The 12,207-nt window shown below is 35.7% G+C and carries 10 protein-coding genes and 1 tRNA gene; 4 read left to right on the forward strand and 7 right to left on the reverse strand.

Annotated features, from left to right (window positions below; all coding sequences use genetic code 11):
* Positions 1–79 precede the first annotated feature (79 nt).
* Positions 80–2,035 (forward strand): transglycosylase SLT domain-containing protein, encoded by a 1,956-nt coding sequence (locus ACMAYS_RS08085; protein ID WP_412463077.1) that lies wholly within the window; start codon positions 80–82, stop codon positions 2,033–2,035.
* Here the strand turns inward: ACMAYS_RS08085 and ACMAYS_RS08090 are convergent.
* Both ACMAYS_RS08090 and smc read right to left on the reverse strand, forming a co-directional pair.
* Entirely contained in the window at positions 2,016–2,609 is a 594-nt protein-coding gene (locus ACMAYS_RS08090) for a LolA family protein (protein ID WP_103218722.1), read from the reverse strand. The two genes, ACMAYS_RS08085 and ACMAYS_RS08090, sit on opposite strands and share 20 nt — an antisense overlap.
* The gene (gene smc / locus ACMAYS_RS08095) at positions 2,609–6,292 is read right to left on the reverse strand and encodes a chromosome segregation protein SMC (RefSeq protein ID WP_412463078.1); all 3,684 of its coding nucleotides are present in this window, start codon (positions 6,290–6,292) and stop codon (positions 2,609–2,611) included. Before smc ends, ACMAYS_RS08090 begins: the two co-directional genes overlap by 1 nt.
* Positions 6,293–6,521: 229 nt before the next feature.
* On the opposite strand from smc, the gene ACMAYS_RS08100 reads away from it, so the two are divergent.
* A complete protein-coding gene (locus tag ACMAYS_RS08100) occupies positions 6,522–7,655 on the forward strand; it encodes an HD-GYP domain-containing protein (protein WP_392990502.1) in 1,134 nt (377 codons plus the stop codon).
* Positions 7,656–7,689: 34 nt separating this feature from the next.
* Here ACMAYS_RS08100 and ACMAYS_RS08105 read toward each other — a convergent pair whose 3' ends face one another.
* Positions 7,690–8,283: a LysE family translocator gene (locus ACMAYS_RS08105; RefSeq protein ID WP_103218719.1), complete on the reverse strand. Its 594-nt coding sequence runs from the start codon at positions 8,281–8,283 to the stop codon at positions 7,690–7,692.
* Between the two features lie 74 nt (positions 8,284–8,357).
* On the opposite strand from ACMAYS_RS08105, the gene ACMAYS_RS08110 reads away from it, so the two are divergent.
* Entirely contained in the window at positions 8,358–8,810 is a 453-nt protein-coding gene (locus ACMAYS_RS08110; RefSeq protein ID WP_392990498.1) for an Lrp/AsnC family transcriptional regulator, read from the forward strand.
* Between the two features lie 16 nt (positions 8,811–8,826).
* On the opposite strand, the gene ACMAYS_RS08115 is transcribed toward ACMAYS_RS08110, so the two are convergent.
* The 3 genes from ACMAYS_RS08115 to rph form a co-directional block, all read right to left on the reverse strand.
* Positions 8,827–8,903 (reverse strand) — tRNA-Pro (locus ACMAYS_RS08115).
* Positions 8,904–8,973: 70 nt separating this feature from the next.
* Positions 8,974–9,549, reverse strand: coding sequence for an RdgB/HAM1 family non-canonical purine NTP pyrophosphatase (gene rdgB / locus ACMAYS_RS08120; RefSeq protein ID WP_412463079.1), 576 nt, complete (start codon positions 9,547–9,549; stop codon positions 8,974–8,976).
* Positions 9,549–10,256, reverse strand: a complete 708-nt coding sequence (rph, locus tag ACMAYS_RS08125) for a ribonuclease PH (RefSeq protein WP_103219299.1) — start codon at positions 10,254–10,256, stop codon at positions 9,549–9,551. Before rph ends, rdgB begins: the two co-directional genes overlap by 1 nt.
* A 44-nt stretch (positions 10,257–10,300) precedes the next feature.
* On the opposite strand from rph, the gene ACMAYS_RS08130 reads away from it, so the two are divergent.
* Positions 10,301–10,969 (forward strand): biotin--[acetyl-CoA-carboxylase] ligase, encoded by a 669-nt coding sequence (locus ACMAYS_RS08130; protein WP_412463080.1) that lies wholly within the window; start codon positions 10,301–10,303, stop codon positions 10,967–10,969.
* Here the strand turns inward: ACMAYS_RS08130 and ACMAYS_RS08135 are convergent, their stop codons facing one another.
* Positions 10,970–12,202: a response regulator gene (locus ACMAYS_RS08135; RefSeq protein ID WP_412463081.1), complete on the reverse strand. Its 1,233-nt coding sequence runs from the start codon at positions 12,200–12,202 to the stop codon at positions 10,970–10,972. It abuts the gene before it with no gap.
* Between the last annotated feature and the right edge of the window lie 5 nt (positions 12,203–12,207).

The raw sequence follows: 12,207 nt of genomic DNA on the forward strand, positions 1-12,207 counted from the left end.
TATGTAATTTTTTTAGGAACAGAAATGCCTGTTTTCACATACTTGAAGGAAGTTACTTAAAGGCCTATCCTAGTAGTTAATGAGATTTACCTTACTAACTATATTTATTTTGGCCTTGTCTTGTACGAATTTATCAAGACCTCCTAAAACGAAACCACAAGATGGTGCTCTAACAAACTTACTTTCTAAAATTAGTAAGAATAATTCTGTTAGTTGTGACGAGTACCAAAAATTCTTGCATACACAATTTCCATTGTCCCCATGGTTAAGGGCCAATTATCACAAGAATTGTACTAAGAGCATTCAAGAATTAAGTGAAGAGTATAAAAATACAGAAGCGTATCCGTATTGGGCAAGAGAAGAACTAATTGATGCAATTATTTCAAAAACTTACTACACAGATGTCTATGCTAGTGCTGTCTTAAATAAGGTGGACTACCTCAATACTAAAGGTGAAGTTGAAAGGCTCTTACTTGATGCCATGAAGAAATTCGAAGATGGTAGTCAACAACAAGAACGAATCTATCAAAAATTAATTGATGTCTCTCCTCGCTTCATAAAAGAGCCGGAGCGAGAAAATTATCTAGATGTAGCCAAAAGCTTTGAACAAGATCGACAGTTTGTTAAGGCCCGTGAATATTACAAAAAAATAATTCGCGACAAAGATACTGTAAAAGAAGAAAAAGTTGAAGCTTGGTTTAGACTTGCAAACTCATATAAAAGGGAAAGAAAAAACGATAGCTTTAGAGACAATATTAGAAGCCTAGTTCTTTACCTTCAAAAAAACAGAGAAAGCCAAGAGCTAAAAGAAAAACATGCTGAATACACTATTAGGCTTGCTCGAATCTATTGGACAGAAGACAAATTACAAAGGGCGGTAAGAGTTCTAAGGAACCTCCTTCTCTTTAAGGAAGTCCCAACGGAGTATGTCGTTACAACTTACTACACGATTGGTGGTATTTTTGAGGATCTTAGAAAGTATGATCGCTCCATAAAATTCTATAAGAAGGCTTATGCTGCTGTTGAAGGAAAGCATGAACACCTTGAAAGTATTGTGTGGAATGTTGCCTGGACAAACTACAAGGCGGGCAACTATGAAGAAATGATTCAATGGTTTGATCGTTTTGAAGAAAAAAATGATGAGCCAAACTACCGATTTCTTTATTGGAAATTTGTTGGCCTAAAGAAGCTTAACCGCTTCGACGAAGCACAAAAACTTTTACTTAGAATTCAAAAAGAAGATCAATTTGGATACTATGGCCAAATTGCTCACATGAATCACACAAAACTTAAGCATATTGATTACAGAGAAAAGTTTGATATCTCGATTGATGAGCTTGCTTGGGCCGTTTATCTTGGTAACACAGACCTTGCGAAAAAAATTATTGATAGTAATGATAAGGTTAGCTTTAGTGACCTTTACGCTGCAAAATACTACAATATTATGATCTTTAAATTCTTCAGAGAAGATTCTAAGACGCAAGAAAAAATCTTAAAAGAAGATCCACAATTTGCCTTTCCTCTAGCGTTTAAAAAAGAGTTTCTTGAAAATAATAGATCTAAAACAGTAACGACACCACTACTGATGAGCATCGCTCGTCAAGAGTCTGCTTTTAATCAGTATGCGCGCTCACCTGCCGATGCTTTTGGACTACTTCAATTAATTCCAGAGCAAGGAAAGAGACTTTCTCGTCGCTACAAAATTCCATATGAAGGATATGAAGACTTATATAATCCTAATATTAATATTACTTTTTCAAGTCTCTTGTTAAATGAGCTTATGAAGAGAAGGGATAATAACTTTATCGACTTTGTTGCGAGCTATAATGCTGGAGGTACTCCTATTAAAAGATGGAGAAGTCGAATCATCCTTCCGGACTTAGAGTTTATTGAAGAAATTCCGTATAAAGAAACAAGAAAGTACGTAAAGTTAGTCGCACGAAACTACTTGATCTACTCTCGTCTTCTGAGCAATGAACCATTAACGCTAAAAGAAAATTTCTTTCGTGGTGGCTTTATTGATATGACACATTAGCATTCTTTGGAACGTTAAGGATGAAGTGCTTTGCTTGAAAGCTTTCGTTCTTAACGTTGCTAAGCTCAAGCTTAACAACTTTTCCATCAGCATAATTAATGTCAATTGAAGTAATATTAGAGAACTCTTTTTTCCCTTTCTTAAAAGTCAGCTTTGTTTCGACAACGCCTGTCGACTTAACTGAAGTCTCAGAAAAAACAAGTACACTATAATTATCACCGTCTTTAACTTTATAATTCTTATTTGATTTAAGGCCATTCTTTAGTAAATCAAAGAAGTTTGAAAGACCTTTATCACTACCCTTGTGAATAATAATTTCTGCTGGATCACCAGGCATGAAGCCATCTCGACTAATCCAAGTCGTTTTCTCATTTGTCACATAGACAAGAGCATCTGAACCCTTTTGTTCAAGCCTAAGCTTACCAGGGTATTCATAATCAAATCTTCCTGTTGACTCTTTTGGAGTACCAGTAAGCTGATTTTTTACAATTTGCTTATATTGAGTAGAAAAAGACCTTGGGACAAATCCCAAGGCCATATTTGAAATCATTAAAATAGGTAGTAGCTTTTTCATTACTGTAATTGTACCGAAACTGCCTTTGAAACACCAGGCTCCTGCATTGTTACACCATAAAGTGTATCATTTAGCTCCATTGTTTTCTTATTGTGTGTAATAAGAATGAACTGTGATTCAGCACTCATTTCACGAAGAAGTTCATTAAAACGACCAACGTTTGCATCATCAAGTGGAGCATCAACCTCATCCAGTAGACAGAAAGGAGATGGCTTAACTAGGAAGATCGAGAAGATTAGAGAAACCGCAGTCATGGCCTTTTCACCACCAGACATTAGGTTAATATTCTGCATTTTCTTTCCTGGTGGCTTAGCAATAATATCAACACCACATTCAGCATCATCAATATCACCAACGATTTCTAGACGTGCTTCCCCTCCACCAAAGATAATTGGGAATACTTTTCTAAATCTCGTATCAACTTCTTCAAAAGCGATTTTAAATCTTTCTTTTGATTTTTCATCGATATGATCAATTGCATTTTGAAGGTCTTCAAGAGACTTTCTAAGTTCAACTTCTTGAACTTTTAAGAAGTCATAACGAAGTTTTTGTCTATCGTAGTCTTCAATTGCTTGCCAGTTGATTTCACCTAGGCGACCAAATTCAGACTTGTAGTTCTTAAGTTTAAATCCTTGATCTTTAAGATCTTGGCCATACTTACGAACAAATTCATATGATTCTTTTTCAATTTCTTTTGGACCATTTTCTGTTTCCATAAAGTACATTGTCGAAACATCATTAAGTTTTTCAAAATCAGTTTCAGTATACTCAAGGTAGCGTCCAAGAGATTCGCGTAGATCAACACGGTATTTTTCGAAGATATTACGAACATTCTCTTCTTCTTCATTAAGACATCTTTCAAGGCGTACTTCTTTTTCAGCAACCTCTTTATCGGCCTTATTGATATTTTTAGAAAGTTCTTTAACCTGATCTTCTCTTTCTTGCATTGCAAGTAGAAGTTCAGAAAACTCATCTTTCATAATACTAAGAACTTCATCTTTGCTTGCAAGGATATCGGCTTTTTCGTTATTTGAAATTTCAAGTTCTTCGATTTCAACCTGCATATTTTCAAGCTCACCCTCTAGCTTAGTGATAAGCTCAGAGTTTGATTCTTTACGAAGGTTTTGTTTTTCGATTTGCTTTTCAATATCTTCTGATTGAGAACGTAGTGAATTCACACGTTGCTCAAAAGTTTTTGCTTCAACTTGCTTAGAAACATAAACCTCACGGTCTGCTTCATAAACTTCATTCATTTCATTATAACTATCGCGAAGGTCTTGAACTCTTTCACTAATATCAGCAATTGCCTCTTCAACCTCAGACTTATCTTTATTAAAAGATTCTTCTTTTTCTAGAATAGCTAGTCTTAGCTTTGAAGTTTCATCTTTACGATTCTTTAGAATTTCAAGTCTCGTGTTACCAGATTCCATAGATGCTAGCTTAGACTCAAGAGCTGAGTTTTTAGCAGCGAAATCGGCACGAGCTTCACTTAGTGTAAGACGAGCATTCTCTAGCTCATCTACTTTATTTCTTAGTAATTCATTTGAAGCTGTAACGGCTTCTTCAAGGTTTGCTACTTTTTCATTAAGACTTACTAATTCGTTTTCAAGTGCTTCAATTGTGTTATTTCTTTCAATTGCACTTTGCCCTTGTTCACCAGATCCTTTTACATGAAGAACTGTTGCATTTTGGCGATTACGTACTTGAATATTTCCACTGATATCAGAGATTCCACCAAAAGAGATTGAACTCTCTAGTGAAACAACTTTATCAAGATCAAGGCTTTCAACAATAAATAGGCTTGATAAATATGGAGTTAGTTTAGCTTTATATTCTTCTGGAAGTTCAATGATATCACTTAGAGTCGTTAATTCTACCCCAAGCTTTACTTGAATTCTTTCACGTGCCTCAGCAGAAATTACATCTGCAGACTTATCTGCAAGTAAGATCTCAAGTGCATTCTCATCATTTTCAGTTACCCAATTTTTAAGAAGTGAAAGATCACTCTCAGAAGTAACTAGAGACTCTAAGAACTCTCCAAGAAGTGCTGTTACGGCCTTAGTGTACTTATCGTCACATTTAATAATATTACCAAGTACAGTATATTTATCAGATTCTACTTCACTTAAAAATTTAGAAACACCCTCTTTAGCTCCTTCAAGTGAAGAGCGAATTTCTTTTAATGAAGATAGTCTTGATTGCTTAGTAATTTGTTCTTTTGTTAAATTCTTAAGTTCTGTTTCAAGATCACGATCTTTTTGCGTCAGCTCGTTTACCGTTTCCTTAAGTGTAACTTCTGATTCAGTTAACTCTTCCACTAAATTCTTAGCGGCCATAACATCATCTCTTTCCTTTGCAAGTTCACTTGAAACACCTGAGTATTGTTTTTCAATTGCTTCAATTTCAGTCGCAAGGTCTTGAAGAGTTGCAGCATATTCTTCAAGTTTTGAATTATTTTGGAAAGCTTGTTGATCCATTTTAACAAGCTCTTCTTTCTTAATTGATAGCTCTTCTTCAAGCTCACTAATTTGCGCTTGTCTATCTTCTAGCTCAGACTTTAAAGTTTCAAGCTTCTCGCTTGCTGCTTCATAATCGTAATCTTCTTTTGAAGAAGTGATAACATCGTTGATTTCAGTTTCAATTTCTTCTTTTTTAAGAAGTCTTTCTTCGATCTCTTGAGCTAGTTCATCAATCTCTTTTTGTCTTTGCTCTAGTTGCTCTTCTTTATCAGTTAAAGACTTACAAAGTGCATTCAGTCTTTCTTCAGCAGCAGCTAATTTATTTGAAACTTCATTTCTTTCTTTTTGAGACTCATCAATTCTTGCAGTCTTTTCTTCTCTTTCAAAACGCTCTTCTTCAAGAGAGATCTCAAGAGAATCTTTTTTCATGCTCCAAGCTTCAAGATTTGCTTTCTTCTCAAGAAGCTCATTACCTCCATCGCGAAGCTCACGAAGATCTTCGAATACTTTATGTGCAACAACAGAGATTTCAGTACGTTTAATTTTATCCTTAAGCGTACGCGCTCTTTCAGCTTTTTCAGCTTGTTTTTGAAGAGACTTTAGGTTCTTTTCAATTTCAATTGTTAGATCGTTTAGACGGTTAAGGTTTTGCTCAGTTGCCTCAATTTTTCTCATTGATTCTTTCTTACGAACTTTAAATTTCGTAATACCGGCAACCTCTTCAATCATTGTACGACGCTCAACAGGTTTTGCTTGTACAAGTCTATTGATTTCCCCTTGGGCAATAATTGAGTATGACTTTGCACCAGCACCTGTATCCATAAATACTTCTTGGATATCTTTCAAACGAGCCGGCTCACCGTTGATACGATATTCAGTATCACCGTTTCTATAAAGCTTTCTTGTTAATTGAATCTCTGAAGGATTTGCAACTTTCCCACCGATGTGGATATGCTTTCCATGAGTATTCTCAAGGACAAGTGTTGCCTCGGCCCATGCAGCAGGATTATATTTTGAAGAACCAGCAAAAATAAGGTCCTTCATTGAATTCCCTCTTAGGTGTTTAGCTGATTGCTCACCCATAATCCAAAATAAGGCGTCAACAATATTCGATTTACCACATCCGTTTGGCCCAACGATCCCTGTAATACCATCGTCAAAGTTAATAATTGTACGATCTTTAAAGGATTTAAAGCCCTGGATAATTAGTCTTTTCAGTTGCACTTTGATTCACTCCGTCAATTTATCTCTATAATGTGTGTTGTGTAGGCCTTAATGTACCATTTCAAGCACCTAATCGTACACTTTTAAAATTTCAGTTCCGCTAAATAAGAAATGCAATTTCAATAACTTAGACAAAGCAAATCCTAACAAGAACTAACACAATATTTTTACTTGTACGTATTTCGTACTAGGACTTTATCTGAACGGAGATTATGCCGATAAAAGTGCAATGGATAGCAACTCAAAAACAGTTTATTTTACGATCGACTTTCACCTCGTTGTTCGAGAAAAGCCGCTTCTATACAATATCTACATCAACTCTTCTACGATCAAAGGCAAGGATCACTATGTTAAAATAGTGCGACCTGGAGAAGTTCTCACCGATGATGATGTAGAAGGTTTTAAAAAGTATCAAAGGATACATGTTCTTGAATCTGAGCGTGGGCTCTACCTTCAGTCTCTAGCAGAAGATGAGAACATAGAATCGATTGATAAGGTTTCCGTTATCAAAGATTCAGCCGTGAAGCACCTTGATGATATTTTCAATCCAGGGAAAGAATTCAATACAGAAATTCTTGGTGAAGCACTCGATGGTTGTCATGATTCAATGAAGGCCATGGTCGATGTTATCAAAGACTATGATATTAATAGCCTAAAAAAACTAATTGGTGATTTATCATTCCATGATTTTTACACTTACGACCATTCTATTAATGTAAGTATGTACAGTGTTTTAATTTATAAACAATTAAAACCTAAGGCAAGTGAAGCTGATCTTGTTGCAATTGGACTTGGTGGCCTTTTACATGATCTAGGCAAAACAAAAATTTCGACAGAAATATTAAATAAAACAGGCAATCTTACTGATGAAGAATTTGCACAAATAAAAAAGCATCCTGAGCTTGGTGTTGAACTATTTAGAGAGGCAAACCCTGAGTTTCCTGGACTTAAAAAAGAGTCTATTGAAAAAGTAATTATTGAACATCATGAGAATATTGATGGCTCTGGTTACCCAAAAGGAATCAAGGGAGAAGATCATCATATCTTCTCAAAAGTCGTTTCTATCGCCGATTTCTTTGATGCCATCACGACGAAACGATCTTATTCACAGGCACTTCCAATAGAAGATGCTCTAGAAATTATGAAACGAACTGTTGGGAAAAAAATTGATTCAGAAATATTTGATTTCTTCGTTAAGAAAGTTTCTAAGGTCATCCTAACAGGAAAGACAATGATCGAACTACCGGTCGATTTTAATACAGAGATTGCACACGCAGAGCTTCCAATTCAAAAAGTTCAGCCTAAAAAACTTGGTGAGAATTTTACGAAAGCAGATGATAACCCAAATAAAATAACAAAATAAAAAGTAGAGGAAGTTCTTCCTCTACTTTTTAATATTACTTCAAAACTAAAACTGGAAATAAAGAACCAAAAAGTAGCACGGCCAAAATAATATTAAAAATGGCAAGGCGATACCCTTTCTCAAGAAAAGACTTAAGCTTTAAACCTGCAAAGACCCAAACAGAAATTGCCGGAATATCAACAAGACTATAAGCAAGAATAACTGCAACAACACCTAATGTATTACCATTTGTATAAATGGCAACAGCTGAAAGTGCCATTGTCCAAGCCTTTGGATTAATCCACTGAAACATCGCCGCTTCAATGAACGACATTGGTTTTTTAATCTGTGCTTCTTCCTTTGCAAAAGTACTAAATGCAATTTTAAATGCAAGTAATGCTAAATAAGTACCACATGCCATCTGCATAATTTTTTGAATGCCTGGATAAGTTTTAAAAATATCCGAAACTCCAAAACCAATTACCGCAATCATGAAGATAAAACCAAAGTAAACCCCAAGCATATGAGGGACGGTTCTCTTAAAACCATGATTGGCCCCAGAGGCCATTAGAAGAATATTATTTGGTCCCGGCGTTATGGCGGAAACAAAGGCAAAAGCTAAAAGTGCGTATAGATTTGTCGTGCTCATGTGGCACAGTTTACTCGATTTTAAGAATAAATTTATTGCAAAGAATCATGCATTTGAGAGATAATTTGCAACATATGAAGAAAATAGACACTATTGACGAAAGAATATTGCAAGAATTAGAAAATGACGGAAGAATCAGTAATTCTGATTTAGCCTCCATCGTAGGACTTTCACCTTCTGCATGTCTTAGAAGAGTACAAGAGTTAGAGAAATCTAAGGTCATCACTGGCTACCGCGCGCGAATCAATCGAGCAAAATTAGGAACAAGATTTACTGCTTATATTACAGTTGGATTATCTGTTCACACAAAGAAGTCACAAAAAGATTTTGAAATGGCGATTGCTGAATCACCCGAAGTAATCGAGTGTCACAACGTTACGGGAAGCTTTGAATACATTCTAAGAATTGAAACGACTGATCTTGTTTCATATAAAACATTTCACACAGAAGTTCTTGGAACACTTCCACAGGTAAATTCAATATCAACATACGTAGTGCTTGAGTCACCGAAAGATAAAAGAAAATAGAAAGGGATTTTAAAAATGGTCGGAGTAGCAGGATTTGAACCTGCGACCCCTTGCTCCCAAAGCAAGTGCGCTACCAAACTGCGCTATACTCCGACATTGAAATTTTGGGTAGGCTATTTATAAGTGATCTGAACCTTTTTGGCAACCCAGAAATTAAACCTTTTTAAAGTTCTTGAAAAAACTTTATAGCAGACACAACGGCCTTGGCCCTATGGGAGTTCTCGTTTTTCCACTCTTCTAATTGCGCTACAGTCTGATCTGGAAAGGCTTTTGGGCAAAATACAGGATCGTAACCAAAACCTCCTTCACCAATGTAACTATCTGAAATCTCACCTTCCATTCTACCCTCAAAAAAATATATTTCCTCTGGTGATAAATAAAAGCATAAGACACAAGTAAAGTAAGCATTTCGATTCTGCTCACCATTTAACTTATCTAATAATAGCTCGGCCCTTTGGCGATCTGTTAAACCTTCACCACCAAAACGCGCAGAGTATATTCCTAACTCTTGAGGAAGTGCTTCAACAGTAATTCCTGAATCATCTGCGACGACAGGAGTTTTAAACTCTTCAAAATAAGCTTGAGCTTTCTTAAGAGCATTCTCTTGAAAAGTATTTCCATCTTCTACAACATCTAATTTTGCAGAAGCTGCATTAATTGAAATATTCGTCTCTTTGAATAAAACTGCAAATTCTTCGGCTTTATGAGCATTTCCAGTAGCTAGAATAAATTTTTTCATTACTTTCCTAGTGCTTCTTTTTGTTTTGAGAAAACAACCTTAAGAGATTCAGCAGCACAATCCATTAGCGCATCCATTTGCTCTCTTGAGAATGCTTGCCCTTCAGCAGTTCCCTGTACTTCAATAAATTTTCCAGACTCAGTCATAACAATATTCATATCTGTATCGCAGCTCGAATCCTCTTCATAATTTAAGTCAGCAATGATTTTACCTTCGCCGTTAATTCCACAACTAATTGCTGCAAGAGGCTCTATAATTGGGTTCTCAGAAAGCTCACCACTTGCGATTAAACTTTGAATAGCAAGTTCAAGTGCAATAAAACTCCCAGAGATTGAAGTCGTTCTTGTTCCACCGTCTGCAACCATAACGTCACAATCAAGAGTAATCATACGCTCACCTAATTTTTTAAGATCGATAATTGCTCTTAAGCTTCGGCCAATTAAGCGCTGAATTTCTTGAGTACGGCCACCAATTTTTGAACGCTCTCTTCTTGATCTTGTGTGAGTAGAGCTTGGAAGCATTGAATATTCTGCTGTCACCCAACCTTTTCCACTACCTTTCATCCAACCAGGAACGCTTGATTCTATCGAAGCAGTGATATGAACCTTTGTATTACCAAATTCTGCAAGAACTGATCCTGCTGCATACGGGTTGATATTAATAGAAAATTTAACTTCTCTTGGAGTAGAACGTTCGATAAGTGACATATTGAATACCTCTGAATTTATTAGTATTGTTCGATAATAACATAATGAGAAAATCTATGAAACACCTACATTTTAAAGAAATTCCATCGACTCAAACAATTGCCATTGAAGAGGCACGTAATTATGACCAATTACTTATTAGTGCAACTGTACAAACTGAGGCAAGGGGCCGAAGACATAATAAGTGGGAAGATTTACAAGATAGTCTTTGTTTCTCTTGTAAATTAGAGGCAGGCCAAAAGCCAACTCTACTGGCTTTAGAAGTAGCAGTTATACTTAGTAATTATTTTAAAGAGCACAAGCTCCTCCTTAAGTGGCCCAACGATATCTTTAATGAGAATAGTCAAAAAATTATGGGGATCTTAGTTAATAAAGATGATGATAACTATATCGTCGGAATAGGTATTAACTATGGAGGTGTTCCACATGAGACATATGGTGTGCTTAAAGAAGGTACGAAATTAAGTGAGAATGATTTTGAAAGTATTCCGCTAGATATTTACAACTACTTACTAGGCAATCGTCTTACAGAAGAAGAAATTATAAAACAGTGGAATGACAGATGTTATCACCTAAATAAAGAAGTCGAAATCATCGACGAAGATTCTATTATAAAAGGTATTTTCAGAGGAATTGGGAACTTTGGAGAGGCCCTTATTGAGACTCAGGATAAAATAGAGAAAGCCTATACAGGCTCTCTCGTTATTAAATAATTATTCTGAAATTGATGTTAGAACTTGCTTACTGATATTTTTAAGCTCTTTCTTAATTAAGTTCTCGGCCAGATCAGGAACGATTTCCCAAATAATCTTTTCAATATTTTGCTCACAGTACTCGCGTGCAAATTTTTCAATAATTGGTGCAACTTCATTCTTTAGTTCGGCCTTAAGCTCTTCAATATTTACAGCCGGGGCCGTAGTAGCTGGAGCTGTAGAAGTTGCAGTATTAATCGATGCTGTCGTTGATGTACCAAATGAAAAGTCATCATTCATTTGAGTTACTGAAGAAAGATTTATCTCATGCTCATCTTCTTCTGGAGAAGAGAACATTTCACTAGACTCCTCATCAGCGTCCCATAAGTTCTCATCAGAAATCTCTTCAAAGTCATCTGAAAAGTCAGATTCAAAACCACTTTCCTCTGATTCAGTAAACACAGGCTCTACTTCTTCACTTTCTGAGTCCTCAAAATTTTCTTCTATTTCTTCTTCTTGACTAGGAAGCTCAAAGTCATCACCCAGCTCTTCATCAAGATTTCCAAAGTAGTTGCTAACATCGAGTATTGTCGAGCTAGGTTGCTCTTCTTTTGGAGGTAAATTTTCTATAACAGGAGGTAGAGTATCAAATTCTTTTGTTACATCACTTCCCTTTAAATTAGTAGGATCAAATCCCCAACCATCCAATTCTGACTCAAGATTATTATCTGAATCATCGTCATCAGTGAATGAATCGTGTTGACTCAAATCAAATTCTTGAGTCTTATCTTCTTCAGTTTGGGCAATTGAGCTATCAACATCCCAACCAGAGAAATTATCATCTTCAAGCTCATCTTGATTATCATCTGAAAAATCTTGTGTCGTATCTGTTGTTGAAACTTCACTTTCAATCAATTCATTACAAAGTGAAATAAATTTCTCTGTTTCAAATGGCTTAACAACTTTGTCAGAATATCCGCTACTACGTAGCTTATTTTCATCAACGATATCAAATGTTCCTAGCATCGCCAGAACTGGAGTTGTAGGGAACTTCTTACGCGTTTCTTCACCTAATTTATATCCATCATCTGAAAGACCAAAGTCTAATAAGATTAGATCAAAATCGTCATTTTTAGAAAATAATTCAGACTCATCAAGAGCTGAAACAATTTCAAAATCTTGATTTGCGAATGTAATACTAATTACTTTTTGGATTGTCTGACTGTCGTCAGCAACTAATACCTTTTTACTCATATAAA

The organism is Halobacteriovorax sp. RT-2-6, from assembly GCF_047085025.1.
Taxonomy (GTDB): Bacteria; Bdellovibrionota; Bacteriovoracia; order Bacteriovoracales; family Bacteriovoracaceae; genus Halobacteriovorax_A.

Bases quoted from the DNA above. Each gene is read 5' to 3' on its own strand.
- ACMAYS_RS08100 (WP_392990502.1), top strand. From the start codon at position 6,522: ATGGATAGCAACTCAAAAACAGTTTATTTTACGATCGACTTTCACCTC.
- ACMAYS_RS08090 (WP_103218722.1), bottom strand. From the start codon at position 2,609: ATGAAAAAGCTACTACCTATTTTAATGATTTCAAATATGGCCTTGGGA.
- ACMAYS_RS08130 (WP_412463080.1), top strand. From the start codon at position 10,301: ATGAGAAAATCTATGAAACACCTACATTTTAAAGAAATTCCATCGACT.
- rph (WP_103219299.1), bottom strand. From the start codon at position 10,256: ATGTCACTTATCGAACGTTCTACTCCAAGAGAAGTTAAATTTTCTATT.
- ACMAYS_RS08085 (WP_412463077.1), top strand. From the start codon at position 80: ATGAGATTTACCTTACTAACTATATTTATTTTGGCCTTGTCTTGTACG.
- ACMAYS_RS08110 (WP_392990498.1), top strand. From the start codon at position 8,358: ATGAAGAAAATAGACACTATTGACGAAAGAATATTGCAAGAATTAGAA.
- ACMAYS_RS08135 (WP_412463081.1), bottom strand. From the start codon at position 12,202: ATGAGTAAAAAGGTATTAGTTGCTGACGACAGTCAGACAATCCAAAAA.
- rdgB (WP_412463079.1), bottom strand. From the start codon at position 9,549: ATGAAAAAATTTATTCTAGCTACTGGAAATGCTCATAAAGCCGAAGAA.
- ACMAYS_RS08105 (WP_103218719.1), bottom strand. From the start codon at position 8,283: ATGAGCACGACAAATCTATACGCACTTTTAGCTTTTGCCTTTGTTTCC.